The 16,733-nt window shown below is 63.0% G+C and carries 15 protein-coding genes; 7 read left to right on the top strand and 8 right to left on the bottom strand.

Annotated elements, in window-relative coordinates; genetic code table 11:
• Nucleotides 1–55: 55 nt before the first annotated feature.
• Both rsmD and NKI25_RS17200 read right to left on the bottom strand, forming a co-directional pair.
• Entirely contained in the window at nucleotides 56–610 is a 555-nt protein-coding gene (gene rsmD / locus NKI25_RS17195) for a 16S rRNA (guanine(966)-N(2))-methyltransferase RsmD (RefSeq protein WP_352636563.1), read from the bottom strand.
• Nucleotides 591–2,495 carry a pseudouridine synthase gene (locus NKI25_RS17200; RefSeq protein WP_352636562.1) on the bottom strand — a complete coding sequence of 635 codons (1,905 nt, stop codon included), beginning with the start codon at nucleotides 2,493–2,495 and terminating at the stop codon, nucleotides 591–593. The genes rsmD and NKI25_RS17200 overlap by 20 nt, the downstream gene beginning before the upstream one ends.
• 76 nt (nucleotides 2,496–2,571) lie before the next feature.
• On the opposite strand from NKI25_RS17200, the gene NKI25_RS17205 reads away from it, so the two are divergent.
• Nucleotides 2,572–3,024 (top strand): nucleoside deaminase, encoded by a 453-nt coding sequence (locus NKI25_RS17205; RefSeq protein ID WP_352636561.1) that lies wholly within the window; start codon nucleotides 2,572–2,574, stop codon nucleotides 3,022–3,024.
• An 85-nt stretch (nucleotides 3,025–3,109) separates the two neighbouring features.
• On the opposite strand, the gene NKI25_RS17210 is transcribed toward NKI25_RS17205, so the two are convergent.
• Together NKI25_RS17210 and ileS are read right to left on the bottom strand one after the other, a co-directional pair.
• On the bottom strand, nucleotides 3,110–3,790 hold the full coding sequence (locus NKI25_RS17210) for a hypothetical protein (protein WP_352458053.1): 681 nt from the start codon (nucleotides 3,788–3,790) through the stop codon (nucleotides 3,110–3,112).
• Between the two features lie 195 nt (nucleotides 3,791–3,985).
• On the bottom strand, nucleotides 3,986–6,976 hold the full coding sequence (ileS, locus tag NKI25_RS17215; RefSeq protein ID WP_352636560.1) for an isoleucine--tRNA ligase: 2,991 nt from the start codon (nucleotides 6,974–6,976) through the stop codon (nucleotides 3,986–3,988).
• 42 nt (nucleotides 6,977–7,018) lie between these two features.
• Here ileS and NKI25_RS17220 point away from each other — a divergent pair, with 42 nt between their 5' ends.
• Both NKI25_RS17220 and NKI25_RS17225 read left to right on the top strand, forming a co-directional pair.
• Nucleotides 7,019–7,723: an Xre family toxin-antitoxin system antitoxin gene (locus tag NKI25_RS17220; RefSeq protein WP_352998828.1), complete on the top strand. Its 705-nt coding sequence runs from the start codon at nucleotides 7,019–7,021 to the stop codon at nucleotides 7,721–7,723.
• Between the two features lie 5 nt (nucleotides 7,724–7,728).
• Nucleotides 7,729–8,163: an RES family NAD+ phosphorylase gene (locus tag NKI25_RS17225; RefSeq protein WP_023674343.1), complete on the top strand. Its 435-nt coding sequence runs from the start codon at nucleotides 7,729–7,731 to the stop codon at nucleotides 8,161–8,163.
• 3 nt (nucleotides 8,164–8,166) lie between these two features.
• On the opposite strand, the gene NKI25_RS17230 is transcribed toward NKI25_RS17225, so the two are convergent.
• Nucleotides 8,167–8,970: a MipA/OmpV family protein gene (locus NKI25_RS17230; protein WP_023674342.1), complete on the bottom strand. Its 804-nt coding sequence runs from the start codon at nucleotides 8,968–8,970 to the stop codon at nucleotides 8,167–8,169.
• A 198-nt stretch (nucleotides 8,971–9,168) separates the two neighbouring features.
• A complete protein-coding gene (locus tag NKI25_RS17235; protein WP_352699130.1) occupies nucleotides 9,169–10,074 on the bottom strand; it encodes an alpha/beta hydrolase in 906 nt (301 codons plus the stop codon).
• A 195-nt stretch (nucleotides 10,075–10,269) separates the two neighbouring features.
• Here NKI25_RS17235 and NKI25_RS17240 point away from each other — a divergent pair, with 195 nt between their 5' ends.
• Both NKI25_RS17240 and NKI25_RS17245 read left to right on the top strand, forming a co-directional pair.
• Nucleotides 10,270–10,992, top strand: a complete 723-nt coding sequence (locus NKI25_RS17240; protein ID WP_352998830.1) for a DUF2165 family protein — start codon at nucleotides 10,270–10,272, stop codon at nucleotides 10,990–10,992.
• A 212-nt stretch (nucleotides 10,993–11,204) separates the two neighbouring features.
• Nucleotides 11,205–11,759, top strand: coding sequence for an HdeD family acid-resistance protein (locus NKI25_RS17245; RefSeq protein ID WP_352699134.1), 555 nt, complete (start codon nucleotides 11,205–11,207; stop codon nucleotides 11,757–11,759).
• 78 nt (nucleotides 11,760–11,837) lie between these two features.
• Here NKI25_RS17245 and NKI25_RS17250 read toward each other — a convergent pair whose 3' ends face one another.
• On the bottom strand, nucleotides 11,838–12,821 hold the full coding sequence (locus NKI25_RS17250) for a bifunctional riboflavin kinase/FAD synthetase (RefSeq protein WP_352998833.1): 984 nt from the start codon (nucleotides 12,819–12,821) through the stop codon (nucleotides 11,838–11,840).
• Nucleotides 12,822–12,830: 9 nt separating this feature from the next.
• Complete coding sequence (locus tag NKI25_RS17255; protein WP_352593008.1) at nucleotides 12,831–13,691, bottom strand: TIGR01459 family HAD-type hydrolase; 861 nt, start codon at nucleotides 13,689–13,691, stop codon at nucleotides 12,831–12,833.
• A gap of 332 nt (nucleotides 13,692–14,023) precedes the next feature.
• On the opposite strand from NKI25_RS17255, the gene NKI25_RS17260 reads away from it, so the two are divergent.
• Both NKI25_RS17260 and NKI25_RS17265 read left to right on the top strand, forming a co-directional pair.
• Entirely contained in the window at nucleotides 14,024–15,979 is a 1,956-nt protein-coding gene (locus NKI25_RS17260; RefSeq protein WP_352998849.1) for a pilus assembly protein TadG-related protein, read from the top strand.
• Between the two features lie 119 nt (nucleotides 15,980–16,098).
• Complete coding sequence (locus NKI25_RS17265) at nucleotides 16,099–16,731, top strand: LysE family translocator (protein WP_023674336.1); 633 nt, start codon at nucleotides 16,099–16,101, stop codon at nucleotides 16,729–16,731.
• The last annotated feature ends 2 nt before the right edge of the window (nucleotides 16,732–16,733 follow it).

The following is a 16,733-nucleotide window of genomic DNA, read 5'->3' on the forward strand; positions in this document are numbered from 1 at the left end:
GTCGAGGCAAAGCGAATTGTTCGTCATTTTGAAGGCGCCATCGTGGAAGCCGAACTCAGGCGGCCTCGATGAACCGGATGACCGTCTCGCCATAGTTGCGCTCGTCGACAACCGAAAAGCCCGGCCCTGCCTCGAACGGCGCCGCCGCCGCTTCCTCGACGACGCATAGCGCGCCGGGGGCGAGCCAGCCGCCTGCTTTGGCCGAGCGCAAGGCGCGTTCGCCAAGGCCTTTGCCATAGGGCGGATCGGCAAAGACCAGGCCGAATGCGGCGATGGTGCCCGCCTCGCCCAAGCCCGTCGCGTCGCGGCGGAAAATCTTGGTGCGGCCGGTGAGGCCGAAGGCCTCGACATTGGTGCGGATCAGGCCGCGCCCTTCGGCGGATTCCTCGATGAAGACAGCGTAGGAGGCGCCGCGCGACAGCGCTTCGAGGCCGAGCGCGCCGGTGCCGGCGAACAGGTCGAGCACGCGCGCGCCGTCCAGTCTTTCGGGAAAGCGATGCGCCAGCACGTTGAAGACCGCCTCACGCGTGCGGTCGGTGGTCGGGCGGATGGCAAAGGTGCGGGGCGTCGCCAGCGGACGCCCGCGAAACTCACCGCCTACGATCCGCATTGCTTCCTTTCGGGCCGCCGCGCGGCCGGTCGCCACCGCCATCCGGGCGCTCGCCGCGCGGTTTGCCGAACGGCTTTGCACCGCCGCCTTGCGGCTTGCCGCCGGGCTTGCCGTAAGACGGCTTGAACGATGCCTTGCGCGCCTTGTTTTCTGCCGCCTTGGCGGCGTCTGCCTCCGCTCTGCCCTTGCCGATCGGCCGTGCGCCCGGCGCCATCCAGACATTGGCCTTGCGCTGGCCCGGCGGCTCGATCGGCCGCTGCTCGCGTTCGGATTTTTTCCCACCGAAGCCGCCACGAGGCTTGTCGCCACGGGGTTTGTCCCCGAAGTCGCTGCGTTCAGGTCTGGGGCCACGCTCGCCAAAGCTCTTTTTTGGCCCAAAGCTCCTGTCAGGGCTTGTCGACAGCTTGCCGAGCGCTTCGTCGCGGCTGCCCTCGCGCCGCTTGCGGTTCTTGATCAGGCCGCCCTCGCCGATCGGCCGGCGTTCGCCGTCGCGGGTGAATTTCGGCCGCTCGGGCTCCTCCTCGCGCTCACGCCTGACCGGCTTGTTGGAAAACGGCTTGGCGATATCGGCATCGAAATTGGCGCCGGACTCTTCGACCAGGCGCTCGCCGAGCTGGTCGCGCAGCACGCGGCCCTTGATCTCCAGCACATGGCCTTCCGGTAAATCGTCGAGCTGGAACGGCCCGTAGGAAATACGGATCAGCCGCGTCACGTCGAGACCGAGCGCGCCCAGGATGTTCCTGACCTCGCGGTTCTTGCCTTCGCGCAGGCCGAGTGTCAGCCAGGCGTTCGAGCCCTGCTCGCGGTCGAGCGTCGCTTCGATGGCGCCGTAAAAGACGCCGTCGACGGCAATGCCTTCGCGCAGGCCGGCAAGCGCGCTTTCCTCGACCTTGCCGTGGACGCGCACGCGGTAGCGTCGCAACCAGCCGGTCGCCGGCAGTTCGAGCACGCGCGACAGGCCGCCATCATTGGTGAGCAGCAGCAGGCCTTCGGTGTTGATGTCGAGCCGGCCGATGGTCATCAGCCGCGGCAGCCCGGGCGGCAGCACGTCGAAGACGGTCTTGCGGCCTTCGGGATCGCGGTTTGTCGTGACCACGCCGGCCGGCTTGTGGAACAGGAACAGCCTGGTGCGCTCGATCGGCGGGATCTCCATGCCGTCGAGATGGATGATGTCGCCGGGCATGACGTTGAAGGCCGGCGAGGACAACACCTTGCCATTGACCTTGACGCGGCCGGCCGCAATCAGTTCCTCGGCGTCGCGGCGCGAGGCCAGGCCGGCACGCGCCAGCCGCTTGGCAATGCGTTCGCCGGCTTCTTCCGTTGCCTCGACGCGACGCGGGCGCGGCTTGAAGCCGCCTTCCGATGCCGCCTGTGCCCTTTGTGCCCCTTGCGGTCGATCGCCGCCAAAATCACGCTTGGGACGGTCGAAGCGCCTCTCGCCGCGCTCGCCTTCGGCAGCTGCCGGCCGGTCGCCGCGCGGTGCGTAAGGCTTGCGCGGACCTTCGCGCTTTTCATAAGGCGTGCCCTCCGGACGCGGCCCTTTGCTGAACGGCCTGTCGCCGCCTTTGAAGTCGCGCTTCGGCCGCTCGCCTTCGGCAGCTGCCGGCCGGTCGCCGCGCGGCGCATAAGGCTTGCGTGGACCCTCGCGCTGTTCATAAGGCTTGCCTTCCGGACGCGGCCCTTTGCTGAACGGCCTGTCGCCGCCTTTGAAGTCGCGCTTCGGCCGTTCGCCTTCGGCCGCCGCCGGCCGGTCGCCGCGCGGAGCGTAAGGTTTTTTGGCGCCGAAGGGTGGCTTGCCGCCCTTGCCGGGAGCGCCATCGCGACCACGCGGCCCCGCCGGCTTCGGGCCGGCCTTGCGCGGGAATTTCTTGTTTTTGTCGTCCATGTGGCCTTTGCTCGTTTGCGCGGGTAGTAACAGGATCGCGCTCTAGTGGCGAGGAGATAATCGGAATGGAAACCGCGTGAAGCGGCAGGATTTCATGGCCCTGGCGCTGAAAGAAGCCGAAGCCGCCGCCCAGCGTGGCGAGGTGCCGGTTGGCGCGGTCGTCGTCGGCGGCGATACGGTCGTTGCGAGTGCCGGCAACCGCACCCGCGAGTTTGCCGATCCCACCGCCCATGCCGAGATGCTGGCGATCCGCGAGGCCTGCCGCAAGCTTTGCAGCGAGCGGCTCAGCGGCCACGATCTCTATGTGACGCTGGAGCCGTGCGCCATGTGTGCCGGCGCCATCTCCTTCGCCAGGCTGCGCCGGCTTTATTTCGGCGCTGCCGACGAGAAGGGCGGCGCAGTGGTCAACGGCGTTCGCTTCTTCACGTCACCGACCTGCCACCATGTGCCCGACATCTATCCGGGCATGGCCGAGAACGCAGCAGCAGCATTGCTGAAGGACTTTTTTCGAGAGCGACGCGGACCCTGATTTTCTGGTCCGGCAGACGGTCCAAATCCAAGTCAGCCAATCCAGCCAGCCAATCCAGGGCAAGAACGTCTCTGGCGCCGTCAGCCTACCAGGGCAGCCAGTCGAACATGCCGCCGCTCTTACTCTTGGCGGCCGCCTCCCTCTTGAGGCGGCGTTCCTTCTTGTACTCGTCCTCGCCGAGGTCACCCTGCGGCGCGGTGGCGGCGGCAGCGCGGTATTGCACCGGCGGCTCGCTCAGATATCTGCGGGTGGTCGGGTCGCCCTGTTTGCCTTCAGCCCGGCGGCGCATGATTTCCGCGGCGCGGCTCTTGTCCGAATCGGCCGGAGTCCAGGCTGGCGGGTGGCTCGAGCCCGACTGCTTCAGCGCGGCCTTGACCGACGCCGGATCCGTCTGCACGTCATCGATGACCTGCGCCTGGTAGGCCGGGTCGTCCTGATGCAGGGTGGCATCGGCGCGCAGGCGGGCACGGCGCTGCTCCGGCGATTCGGGCCATTCGGCGCTTGCCGTCTCGATGCTTTCCTGCGGCGGCGGCAAGACTTCCTTCTGCCCCGGACCTGGCTTCACCAGCGTGGGACGCGGCTTGTAGTCGATACTATCCTTGCGCTTGGGTGCGAAGGAAAAAGCCCCGGTGAGGTCGCCGGCAAGCTGCGCGCCCGCGGTCTTGTCGGTCCCGTAAGTGGGCGAGCCCATGCAGCCGGACAAAGCGAGGCCCGATACGACAAGCGGCGCCAGCAGCGCAACGCGCGCGTAAGTTCTCTCGGTCATGCCAAAAAGTCCCACTGTAGACAGCCTCTCGATTGCCGCCGGCCAAAGAAAGGTCCGGTCCCCATCGCCTATGCTCTTCCGACGGAATTCCGGCGACAATTTGTCGTCCGGAGTTTCGCGTGTTTACCTCAACCACTCGTTAAGGGCAACGCGCGGGGGCCGATCGGCCGCCCGCCGTGGCATTTGTGCACCGCCTTAAAGACGGCTCAAAGCCTTCAGCTCATGCAGAACAGCGGCGTCACGGGCCGAAACATCCGGGAATTCCGGATCTGAGCCGACATCGGCGGTGTAGCGCCAGGAGCGCGCGCACTTCACCAGACCACGGTCCTCCGCCTTCTCGACGACCACGGCGACGCCTTTGACGTCGTCGAGGGTAAAGCTGCCCGCCGACGCCTTGCCGTGCACGATTACCAGATCGCTGGTGATCGCCATCTCGGCCATATCGACATCGGCAATCGCCGCTTCGAGCGCGGCGTCGTCGAGGGTGACGACCGGCACCGCCTCCAGCGAAGAGCCGATGACCTTCTGCGCGCGGGCGATTTCCAGCGCGCCGGTGACGACACGGCGAACCTGCCGCACCTTGCGCCACTTCTCCGCCAGCGCCTCGTTCTTCCAGTCCGCCGGGATCTCCGGGAACTGGTCGAGATGCAGGGAGACCGCATCCGGATGACGGTCGAGCCAAGCCTCTTCCATGGTGAAGGGCAGCATCGGCGCCAGCCATTTCACCAGGCAGTCGAAGAGATGGCGCACCACCTGCACGGAAGCCTTGCGCTTCACGCTGGAAGGCGCTTCGCAGTAAAGCGCATCCTTGCGGATGTCGAAATAGAAGGCCGACAGCTCTACCACCATGAAGTCGAGCAGCGCGCGGGTGATGCGCTTGAATTCGAACGCGTCGTAGCCCGAGCGTACGACCTCATCGAGCTCAGCGAGCCGGTGCAGCATCAGCCGCTCCAGTTCAGGCATCTTATCCAGCGGCACCTCCTCGCCATCGTCGTGGGCGAGCGTGCCCAGCATCCAGCGGATGGTGTTGCGCAGCTTGCGGTAGGCGTCGATATTGGTCTGCAGCACGTTCTTGCCGAGCCGCTGGTCTTCCCAATAATCGGTCGTCACCACCCACAGCCGCAAGATGTCGGCGCCGGACTGCCTGATGACGTCCTGCGGCACGACGGTGTTGCCGAGCGACTTCGACATTTTCCGCCCCTCCTCATCCATGGTGAAGCCATGGGTGACGACGGTGTCGTAGGGCGCCCTGCCCCTGGTGCCGCAGCTTTCGAGCAGCGAGGAGTGGAACCAGCCGCGATGCTGATCGGAGCCTTCGAGATAGACGTCGGCCGGCCATTTCAGGTCGGGCCGGTCCTCAAGCGTGAAGGCATGCGTCGAGCCTGAATCGAACCAGACATCGAGGATGTCCATGACCTGCTGCCATTTCGAGGCATCGTGATTGCCGAGGAACCGCTCCTTGGCGCCGGCGGCGAACCAGGCGTCGGCGCCTTCTTTCTCGAAGGCGTCCATGATGCGCTGGTTGACTGCCTCGTCGCGCAGCACATTGCCGTCGGCATCGGCAAAGACGGCGATCGGCACGCCCCAGGCGCGCTGGCGCGACAGCACCCAGTCGGGGCGCTCCTCGATCATGGCGCGGATGCGGTTCTGGCCGGCGGCGGGCACGAAGCGGGTATCGTCGATGGCTTTCAGGGCGCGGCTGCGCAGCGTCGTGCCGTCGCCAAGCTCCTTGTCCATATAGACGAACCATTGCGGCGTGTTGCGGAAGATGATCGGCTTCTTCGAGCGCCAGGAATGCGGATAGGAGTGCTTCAGGCGGCCGCGCGCGAACAGCGCGTTGCGCTTGATCAGCTCGTCGATGACAGCCTGGTTGGCGTTGCCCTTCTTGCCATTGTCGTCGATGACGCGCGCCGCTCCACCCTCGCGGTCCGGGCCGAAGCCCGGCGCGTCCTTGGTGAAGAAGCCGGCATCGTCGACGGTGAAGGGGATCGCGGTGTCGATGCCACGCTGGCGAAGATCAGAGGCAGCATCCATCCAGGCGTCGAAGTCTTCGCGGCCATGCCCCGGCGCGGTGTGGACGAAACCGGTGCCGGCATCGTCGGTGACGTGATCGCCGGCGAGCATCGGCACGGGAAAATCGTAGCCGCCGCCCAGAGCTTTGAGGGGATGCGAAAGCGTAAGGTTTTCAATCTCTTCGGCGCCAACGCTGCGAAGCCGATTCAGAGTGACCTTGGCCTTCGCGGCAGCGTCGTCCGCAAGTTTCTCGGCAAAGATCAGCTTTTCGCCGGGCTGAGGACCAAAGGCGTTCTCGGCCGCCGTAACCTCGTAGAGACCATAGTTGATGCGCGGCGAGTAGTTGACGGCGCGGTTGCCGGGGATTGTCCACGGCGTCGTCGTCCAGATGACGACGTTGGCATCAAGCAGATCGAGCGACGTCTGCGTCAGCTTGGGGTCCAGGGCTGGCTGCCCATCCTCGATGTTGATGACCTGGCGAGCGAGGCTGACGACCGGAAACTTCGCCCAGATCGTGTCCGACTCATAGTCCTGGTATTCGACCTCCGCCTCGGCCAGCGCGGTGCGCTCGACCACGCTCCACATCACCGGCTTGGAGCCGCGATAGAGCTGGCCGGACATTGCGAATTTCAGCAGCTCGCCGGCGATGCGCGCCTCGGCATGGAAAGCCATCGTCGTATAGGGATTGTCGAAGTCGCCGACGACGCCGAGCCGCTGGAATTCGGAACCCTGCACGTTGATCCAGTGCGCCGCAAACTCACGGCATTCCTGCCGGAACTCGTTGACCGGCACCTCGTCTTTGTTCTTGCCCTTGGCGCGGTACTGCTCCTCGATCTTCCATTCGATCGGCAGGCCGTGGCAATCCCAACCGGGTACATAGTTCGAGTCATAGCCGCGCATCTGGAACGAGCGGGTGATGACGTCCTTGAGGATCTTGTTCAGCGCGTGGCCGATATGGATGTTGCCATTGGCGTAGGGCGGGCCGTCGTGCAGCACGTATTTTTCGCGGCCGACTGCGTCTTCGCGCAACTTGCGGTAAAGGTCCATGTCCTGCCAGCGCTTGACCAGCAGCGGTTCCTTTTCCGGCAACCCGGCGCGCATCGGGAAATCCGTCTGCGGCAGGTAGAGCGTTTTGGAATAATCGATCGTCTCGGCGGTCTCGGTATCAGTCATTCGTCTGCCATATGCGTTGCCGGCGGCAAAAGAGCCCGGGCGTTGAACTATCATGATCTGGAAAAAGCGCGAGAGGCCGCGCGCAAGATTCCCGGCGGCTCCGGCGGCGGTCAGGCCGCCCGGAACACCGGGCCTGTAATTCGTATCGCAGTCGCGAGAAGGCGCGAAAAGCTCGTCATGGCTGGGCTTTTAACCGACACAGGCGATGTTGAAAAGCCCGAACTCTCGGCGGTTTCCTGTCGGGGCATCATGGTCGTTAGTTTGTTGTCGTGGTTTTCCTTGCATGATGTGCCACTTGCGCCTATGTCTAGGGGCAAGGGGCAGCGGAGCCAGCTCATGTCTAGTCTGCATAGCAAGGTTCGCCCAGAAGCCGATCCCGCCGACGCCGCAATTCCCGATACCGCGACGGAACGGTTTCTCGTTCATGTCACCAGGGTCGAAGGGCTCCGTCAACGGGGCTTCAGTAGTGATGAAATCTACAAGATCGTCGGCCCGCGACGGACCCTGGCGCGTCGTAAAGAGCGAAACGAGACTCTGACGATCACCGAATCCGACCGCGTCCAGCGACTTGAGCGGGTTTCAGCGATGGCGGACCGGGTTTTCGGCAGTCATGAAAAGGCGCAGCGTTGGTTGCGCAAGCGCAGCAGAGTGCTCAACGAGATACCGATCAACCTCTTGCAGTCCGAGACGGGTGCCGTCCTGGTGGAAGAAGAGCTCCATCGCATCGATTACGGCATTCTCGCCTAACACATATGCGGCTGTGGCGCATTTCCAGCTACGCCGATCTCTCCGGCGCCGGTGGCATGGTCAGCGCCGGCCGTTGGCATGTCATGGGGACACCGATCGTCTACTGCGCCGATCATCCAGCTACAGCGCTTCTCGAAATTCTGGTGCATGTGGACGCGGAAGACCTGCCCCAGACCTATCAGCTTCTGGAAATCGAAGTGCCGGACGGCGTTACCGTTGCATCTCTGGAATTATCTGATGACTGGAAGCACGATACAGCCACGACGCAGCGGCTCGGCACGGATTTTATCGCCACAGCCAAGCACGCCGTTATGGAAGTCCCCTGTGTGATCGTCCCGTTTACAAGGAACTATCTCTTCAACCCAGATTTGCTGGCGCGCGACGGCATCCACATCGTTGAGGTCACAACGCATCCTATCGATACCCGATTGCTGGGGTAGACATCACATCGAAAAATCGAAGCGATAGGTCGTCGACACGCCGATCATGAACTGATCCCTGGAGCCGCGCTCCTTGACCAGGCTGGAATCGGCGGCCGGGCCCATCAGGCGGGAATATTCGCCGAACAGACTGGCCGTCATCGGCTCGGTCACCTTCCAGGTCACCGCGCCGCCCAGGCCCGCCGACTTCACCCCGCCGCCGGGATGATATTCGCTAAGTCCCGAGGCCAGGGACTCCTTGGCATCAACGCCGTAATAGGCGTCGAAATAGTCCGATGAGGCGAACGAAACGCGCGGTCCGGCCGAAATCCTAACGTCGGACGTCACATCGTAAAAGGCGTCGGCGGCGATGTCGGCGACAAAGCCGTTATGGGCGCGAATGCCGTGCCGCAATTCGGCGCGGGCACGCAGCCAATCCAAAGGATAGAATTCGAAGAAGCCGCCAGCCTCGCCGCCCCAGTGCACCGGGTCGAGACCCTTCAATTCGTCGGCGTCACCACCGTCGCGGGAAAACAGGAACTTGCCTGTCAGGCCGGCGCGGACGCCGCCATCGTCGATCAATGCCAATGAGATATTGTCGTTGCGCGAGGTGAAGCGCGCCGCGGGACCAGCCTTGCCGAGCGAGATGATCGGCGAGGCACTGAGCAGGTACTTCTTGCCGCCCTCGAAATTCGGGGCAACCATGCCGGTGGCGCCGACCGTCAGGTACCAGTCTCCGGACAGCCAGCCGAAGGTTCCCTCGCCGGCCTTGGCAACGCCGCAGGTGCCGAGCATGAATGCGGCCAAGATCGTCGGGACAGACCGCATCGTTACTCCATACGTCGAACGCATTGGCCGATACAACCAGCCTTGACTGAAGCCATGGCGCTAGTTCGGTAAAATTTGACTTAATATCCGCAACATTGGCAGCGTTGGCCGGCCTGTTCCGCGTTGCAGTCGATTGTTTGGCGCACCAAGATTCCAGATCAAGTGTTTGGAATACGATAGCAGTTGCCTCGGCAGGGGTTACAAACATTCGCGGACAAACATGCCTGCGCTGTGAAGAGCGCGGCGACCGGCGCTCAACCCCGCATTCCAAACCGGCCAAGCGTGAATCATATGAGGCCAAATTTCGAGACCTACTTTAACGTCAGCCGCGCCAGCGGCTTCGGCGAGCCGAGTTGCGTCCGACAACAGCGTCTCGGCCGAACCGGCTTGTATCAGCATTGGGGGAAATCCGCTCAGATCGGCGAACAAAGGCGAGATCAGCGGATCGCGCCGACCAACGCCATTGGGAACATAGGCCGTTGCCAGTTCCTCCAAATACGCCCGGTGGATGATAGGGTCGATTGCGTCCTTGGTTGATAGTGTCGCGCCGGACATCGAAAGGTCCGTCCAAGGCGAAACCAGCCAAAGACATCGCGGCAACGGCTCGCCTGCCGTGCGCAATATACTGACCAGGCACAGAGTGAGGTTGCCGCCCGCACTGTCTCCGCCAACCACGATGCGATCCGACGCGATGCCTTGCCGGCTCAGAAAGCGCCATGCGGTGAGTGCGTCTTCATGTTGCGCAGGGAAAGGATGTTCCGGTGCGCGGCGATAGTCGATCGCGAGGGTGCGTATTCCCATTGCCCGACCTGCCTCGGTAACCATTCGACGATGACTTTTAAGGGAGCCGGAGCAGTAGCCACCACCGTGGAAAAAGAGCAGAACCTTATCCCTGTCACTCCCAGGCGCCAGGGACCACTCGCCCGCGAGGCCATCGAAAACCACGCGCTCGCATCGGATGTCCTCCGCGACCGGCCAGACCGAACCGACTTCGTCGAGCCGCGCCCGGCGTTCGTCCCAGCGGACCGTTCGTGGTTTTGACGTCAACAGCCTGCGGACGGCGTTGATCTCCATCAGATCGAAGTGTTCGTCCACATCGCTCATTTTGCTTCCCCAGTCTTGCCAAGCGCCGAGAAAGGCGAACAGCCAAATGTCATCGACAAGATAACGATTGCCTGCCTGCAAATATAGCGACGAACCAGCGCCACGATCATCTTGCGATCAGCCCGATCAACATCAGCGAGAAATCGTCCGAGGTCCGTGCATATTGGCGGTGCTGCCGTGTGAGCCAATTTTCGATTGCTCGACGGTGCAAGGTTCAAAAGAGGGGGAATTCCGATGCCGGACAATTCGTATGCCGGAACCACTGCCGAGCGGCTTGTCAATCCGCGCAGCGTAGGACGATTGGGGCTGATCGTGATGGCGCTGTTCCCCACCCTGTGGGGTTTTCTCGGTCTGTTGAACGATGCAACCGACTTCAAAGACACTCTGGTGAATGCCGTGAAGCCGATGATCGAAATGACCAACACCTACGGCAACCCATGGCAGCAATGGCGTGCCATCACCATGCCATGGGCTGCCCCTGTGGCACTCGTCGGCATCATGGCCGTCGAGACCATGGCGGGGATATTCGGACTGATCGGGGTTGTGCTTATGCTGCGCAAGGTGGTTGGCAGCAGCGCCGATTTCGCTCATGGCAAGGCATGGATGATGTTGGGCTGCCTGTGCGCAATCCTGGTGTGGGGCATCGGCTTCACGGTGATCGCCGGCGACTATTTCCTGTCATGGGAAGCCAAGACCATGCCGCTCTCGAACCAGCTCGGCGGAACAATCTACTTCTTGCCCAACGCGCTCGGGCTAATCCTCGCGACGCTGCATCGCCGAGGGCGGCGATTACTGAGACCTCGACGCAAGGTTGTGACATGCGGATGCGACCGGCGTTGCGCGGCGTTTGGAGGTCTGGCTCTGTATCAAAGCTCGACGTTGCGGCCGCTTTGCGGACAGGAGCTATTCTCCAACTAAACCTCGGCATGACCACGGTTTGGCCTGAGGGCGCAAGCCCACGTTTCACGGAAATGAACTCGCAGCGGCTGCTCTTGCCAAAAGCAGACGTCTCGCAGGCGTACCGCCCGAGCATGGGTGTGACCCTCACAGCCTGCTCGCTTTACGAGAAGGCCTATCGGCGTTACCTTCAAAGCCGACAAAAAGGCCAAGTAGTCTTGAGGGAGAGGGCGATGACACTGCACGGCGATGCCTTGAAAGATGCGATCAGCCAGACGCGGGCGAAATGGGGATGGTTCGTCGCGCTCGGGGTGCTGCTGCTTGTCTTCGGCGGCATTGCCTTCGGCAATCTGTTCATCGCAACCGTCGCCTCGGTCTTTGTCGTGGGCTGGCTGATGCTGATGGCCGGCATTGTCGAGATCATCCATGCCTTCGGCGTGAAGACATGGGGCCGTTTCTTCTATTGGCTGCTCAGCGGCCTCCTCTACGCCGTCGCCGGCTTCTTCGCCTTCGACAATCCGGTCCTCGCCTCGACGGTGCTGACCTTCCTCCTGGCGGTCGCGCTGCTTGCCTCAGGCGTGCTCAGGGCCTGGGTAGGCTACAGCCACCGGCCGCAGCCGGGCTGGGGCTGGGTGGTCGCGGCCGGCATCATCAGCGCGCTGGCGGGACTGGTCATCGCCATGGGCTGGCCGGTCAACAGCGTGTGGGTGCTGGGCCTGTTCCTGGCCGTCGACCTGATCTTCCAGGGCTGGAGCTTCATCGCCCTTGGCGTGGCGCTGAAGAGATAAATTCTGGTTGAGCATGATCTTAATCGGAAAACCGGTTCCCACTTTTTGCTTCGCTGACCTTCGGTTCGGGACCATGCTCTAAAAAGCTATGGCCGCGTCCAGCCCGGAAAGCGGCCTGACGCCGGCGAGCAGTGCCTTCGCCTTGGCCTCGTCGCGCTTCATCTGGGCGACCAGCGCGTCAAGCCCGTCGAACTTCACCTCCGAGCGCAGGTAGCCGAAGAAGGACACGGCACAAATCTCGCCGTAGAGGTCGCCGGAAAAGTCGAAGACGAAGGTCTCCAGCAATGGCGCGCCATTGCCGTCGACCGTCGGCCGGCGGCCGAAGCTGGCGACGCCATCGTGAAGCGAACCGTCGGCGCGGCGGAAGCGGACGGCATAGATCCCTTCCTTGAGGGTCGCTTCCGGCGAAAGCCTCATGTTTGCGGTCGGAAAGCCGAGCGTTCGGCCGAGCTGCTGGCCGCCGATCACCTCCGCCTCGACGGTGAAACGGTAACCGAGCAAGCCGGCGGCCTCGGCCACATTGCCCTCGCACAGCAGCGTGCGTATGCGGCTCGACGACACCACCTCGGCGCTTTCGTCGCGAAACGCATCGACCAGCGTGACGCCGAAGCCGTGGCGCTCGCCGGCAGCCATCAGATAGGCCGGGCCGCCCTGGCGGTCCTTGCCGAAATGGAAATCGAAGCCGGTGACGGCGTGGCTTATGCCGAGGTTGCGCTCGAGCACGCCGGTGACGAAAGCCTCCGCCGACAAGGAGGCGAACTCGCGTGTGAACGGCTGTTCGACCAGCGCCGCAAAGCCCAGATGCGACAACAGCCGCGCCTTCATCGGCGGCGGCGTCAGCACGAACAACGGCATGTCCGGCCTAAACACCTTTCGCGGATGCGGTACGAAGGTCAGCACCAGGGCGGGTACGCCGCGACGCTCCGCTTCGGCGCGCGCGCGTTCGAGCACCGCCTGGTGGCCGCGGTGGACGCCGTCGAAATTGCCGATAGCCACCACGCCGCCGCGCAGATGGGCCGGCAGCGGTGCGGTTGCGGAAATGCGTTCGAACATGGCCGTCATGGCTTGAACCTATTGCAGCCTGGGAATCACCGCGACCGGCCTGTAGCCATATTTTTCCAGGAAGGCCGCGAGCCTGGCCGGATCCGGCTGCAGCGTCTCACCGTAATCGCGGGCATGGATGCCGCCCGATACGTAGAGCACGTCGAAGCCATTGTCGGCCGCGCCCTTGATGTCGGTCATTATGCCGTCGCCGATGGCCAGAACTTGCGAACGCTCGACCGGGCGGCCGAGAATGACGGCGATCTCCTTCATGGCGACGTCATAGACCGGCGCGTAGGGTTTGCCGGCGATCAGCGTGCGTCCGCCAAGCTGTGCGTATTCGCGGGCCAAAGCGCCTGCGCACCAGATCATGCGTTCGCCGCGCTCGACGACGATGTCGGGATTGGCGCAAATGAAGGGCAGGTTCCTGGCACGCAGCCTCTGCAGAAGATCGGCATAATCTTCCGGCTTCTCCACCTCGTCATCGAACAGGCCGGTGCAGACCACGCCGGATGCTTCGAACTCCTCGACGAGTTCGACGTCGAGGCCCTCATAGAGCGTGAAATCCCGATCGGCGCCTATATGGAAGATCTTTCGCGGCCCTTCGGCGATCAGGTCGCGGGTAACGTCGCCGGACGTCACGACACGGTCGTAGGCGGCGGGCGGAACGCCGATGGCGCTCATCTGTGCCACCACGTCGGCGCTGCGACGCGGCGAATTGGTGATCAGCACGACAGGTATTTTCGCCGCGCGAGCAGCGATCAGCGCGGCAGCCGCCGCCGGGAAATGCCATTCGCCATTGTGCACCACGCCCCAGACGTCGCACAGGATGGCTGAATAGGCTCCCGACAAGTCTGCGAGCGAACCGATGATGTCGGGCGAATCCGCCATGCCGTTGTCCCTGTACCATGATGCTTGCAAGCGCCGCGACCGACGGTCCGTAGCGGCCGGCCCGGATTAACCGAAGCGCTTCGCTCTGTCACCAGCTTTCGTTGTGCCCGCAAGATTGCCGCCCGGCGACGCCGGCGAGGACGTGATGGCGAAAGCCTTCTTTTTCAGAGCCTTATGGGGCTTTGCCGCCGAGCAGCATTGCCGATTGCGGACGTGTGGTTAACGGGCATTGAAAAACCGTGCCGACCTTGAACGTATTTTAGCAATCGGAAATTTAAAAATGCGTGGCATCGTCCGGAAAAAAAACGGGGCGGGCGGGAATGCTGAAGGCAATGATCGGAAATTTCCGACGCGACAGACGTGGCAACTACTCCTTAATGACCGCAATCACCATTGTACCGCTGATGGGCGGGTTGGCGCTCAGCGTCGATTACGGGGAGTTGTTGCGCCAGAAGCACGAAACGCTGAATGCCCTTGACGCGGCCGGCATCGCCGCCGCCCAGCAGATCGTTGCCGGCGCCAGCGACGACGACGTCAAGGCCTACGCCAAGACATTTTTCGAAACCAATCTCGCACGTATCGACCCGGCGAACACAGCGCTGACCGTCACGCTGCCCAACAACAATGCCGGCGGCGGCACCTTGAAGCTCTGCGCCGGCCTCACCTTCCACCCCTATTTTCTACCGGCCGCCAGCGTGCTGATCGGCGGCACGGCAAGCGACACGACCTTCACCGAATGTTCGGAACTCCGCCTCAAGAACACCCTCGAAGTCGCGCTTGTGCTGGATAATTCCGGCTCGATGAGCGATCTCGGCTCCGGCACCGGCGAGAAGCGAATAGACCTGCTGAAGTCGGCCGCCAAGCAGCTTGTCGATACGCTGGCGCTTCAGGCGCAGCAGATGAAGCAGATCACCAAACCGGTGCAGTTTTCTCTCGTGCCGTTTGCGGCTTCGGTCAATGTCGGCCCTACCCACGACCAGGACGGCTGGATGGATCAGGACGGCATCTCCCCGATCCAGCACGAGGATTTCGACTGGACGACGATGAGTGCCGCCAACAATCCGGACAAATATGCCGAGAAGCTCAACGGCGTCTGGTACAAGCGCGGCACCGGCTGGGCCGAGACCAAGGACCAGCCGCTGACGCGTTTCAGCCTCTACGCCGACATGACGGTCGAATCGGGCCGCGAAGAGGTACCCAATTCGAAGCAATATGTCTGCGACACATACAAGAAGAACGGCACCTGCCAGTACGGCCACTGGAGCGCACCGGAATATATCTACACCACAAGCCGCTATGCGAGCTGGCAAGGTTGCGTCGAAGCACGGCCATATCCCTACAATGTCGACGACACCACGCCCGATACAGCCGCGCCGGCCACGCTTTTCGTGCCGATGTTCGCCCCGCATGAGGCTGGCACTCTGTGGCTCGATTTCAACCGTGACGGCATCAACGACGTCATCGGCACGTCCTACAATTACGGTAACAACTGGTGGGCCGATTGGCCCTATGTCGCCGGTCCTACGGCTTCCCAGCGCCAGTCTGACATGCGCAAATATTTCCTGGTAAAACCATACGGTTCGCAATCCGCAGCCGCGGGCGATGGGCCGAATTCCTCCTGCACCACCAACCCCATCACGCCGTTGAAGGACGTCAGTCAGGACGCAGAGAAGCAGGAGATCAAGGACGCCATCGACGCCATGGCGCCGAACGGCAACACCAACGTGCCGGAGGGCCTTGCCTGGGGCTGGCGAACTGTATCGAGCAACCCACCGTTCACCGATGGTCGGCCGAACAGCGAGAGGGGCAACGACAAGGTGGTCGTGGTGCTGACCGACGGAGCCAATACTTATAGTGCCGTCAGCGACGGCAGCTACGCCAACAACAGGTCGACCTACGCCGCCTACGGCTACACTGGGCTGACCTATCCGGGATCTGGAAGCGTAACCCGCCTGTTCATGAATACCAGCACCGATATCGGCAAGACCACCTATACCGGTGCCAACTACACGGCAGCACTCGACGAGCAGATGAAAACGCTCTGCGCCAATGCAAAGAATTCGAACATTCTGGTGATGACGGTGGCGCTCGACCTGTCGCCCACAGATGCCAGCGACAAGAAGGCAATCGATGCGCTGAAGGCGTGTTCGTCGGATTCGCGCTTCCGCAAGGATTCGGCCGACCCGAGCAAGCCGGCCAAGCTGTTCTGGAATGCGACGGGCGCGACTCTGTCGGACAATTTCAAGGAAATCGCCAACGAATTGTCGAACCTGCGCATCGTCGGCTGAAGGCGATGGGATTGGCGACTAAGGCAGGGGCCCCGGCGCACTGGCGCAAAGGCTCCTGCCCTCATGCCCTTGCGGGTGATGGAAGCATGTGGTGAGTGTCCTCATCCGGAGATGCGCTCTTGCCTGAACCCGCCAACCACCTTGCCTTTGCGCTGGTCTGCCTCGGCATGGTGCTGACGCCCGGCCCGAACATGATCTATCTAATCTCGCGCTCGCTGTCGCAAGGGCCGAAGGCCGGGCTGATCTCGCTGGGCGGTGTGGCGCTCGGTTTTTTGTTCTACGTGCTGTCGGCGGCGTTCGGCATCACCGCGCTGCTGCTCGCCGTGCCCTTTGCCTATGATGTGCTGCGCCTTGCCGGCGCGCTTTATTTGCTGTGGCTCGCCTGGCAAGCGGTGAAGCCCGGCGGGCGCTCGCCCTTCCAGATCCGCGAACTGCCGAAAGACAGGCCGCGCAAGCTGTTCGCCATGGGCCTGATGACCAACCTGCTCAACCCGAAGGTGGCAGTGCTCTATCTGTCGCTGCTGCCGCAATTCATCAGCCCCGGCAAGGGCCACGTGCTGTCGCAGCTTCTGGTGCTCGGTGCCACGCAGGTCGCGATCAGCCTGACCGTCAACGCCATCATCGCGGTGACGGCCGGCTCGATCGCCATCTTCCTCGCCGGGCGGCCGCTATGGCTGGTGATCCAGCGCTGGATGATGGGCACGGTGCTGACCGCGCTGGCCGTCAAGATGGCAACCGACGCGCAACGCTGATC

Source organism: Mesorhizobium sp. M0808, assembly GCF_040320025.1.
In the GTDB taxonomy this organism is placed as follows: Bacteria; Pseudomonadota; Alphaproteobacteria; order Rhizobiales; family Rhizobiaceae; genus Mesorhizobium.

What these genes read in the sequence shown, in the direction of transcription:
- NKI25_RS17245 (WP_352699134.1), top strand. Translation starts at nt 11,205, where the DNA reads ATGACACTGCACGGCGATGCCTTGAAAGATGCGATCAGCCAGACGCGG.
- rsmD (WP_352636563.1), bottom strand. Translation starts at nt 610, where the DNA reads ATGCGGATCGTAGGCGGTGAGTTTCGCGGGCGTCCGCTGGCGACGCCC.
- NKI25_RS17230 (WP_023674342.1), bottom strand. Translation starts at nt 8,970, where the DNA reads ATGCGGTCTGTCCCGACGATCTTGGCCGCATTCATGCTCGGCACCTGC.
- NKI25_RS17225 (WP_023674343.1), top strand. Translation starts at nt 7,729, where the DNA reads ATGCGGCTGTGGCGCATTTCCAGCTACGCCGATCTCTCCGGCGCCGGT.
- NKI25_RS17255 (WP_352593008.1), bottom strand. Translation starts at nt 13,691, where the DNA reads ATGGCGGATTCGCCCGACATCATCGGTTCGCTCGCAGACTTGTCGGGA.
- NKI25_RS17210 (WP_352458053.1), bottom strand. Translation starts at nt 3,790, where the DNA reads ATGACCGAGAGAACTTACGCGCGCGTTGCGCTGCTGGCGCCGCTTGTC.
- NKI25_RS17235 (WP_352699130.1), bottom strand. Translation starts at nt 10,074, where the DNA reads ATGAGCGATGTGGACGAACACTTCGATCTGATGGAGATCAACGCCGTC.
- NKI25_RS17250 (WP_352998833.1), bottom strand. Translation starts at nt 12,821, where the DNA reads ATGACGGCCATGTTCGAACGCATTTCCGCAACCGCACCGCTGCCGGCC.
- ileS (WP_352636560.1), bottom strand. Translation starts at nt 6,976, where the DNA reads ATGACTGATACCGAGACCGCCGAGACGATCGATTATTCCAAAACGCTC.
- NKI25_RS17200 (WP_352636562.1), bottom strand. Translation starts at nt 2,495, where the DNA reads ATGGACGACAAAAACAAGAAATTCCCGCGCAAGGCCGGCCCGAAGCCG.
- NKI25_RS17260 (WP_352998849.1), top strand. Translation starts at nt 14,024, where the DNA reads ATGATCGGAAATTTCCGACGCGACAGACGTGGCAACTACTCCTTAATG.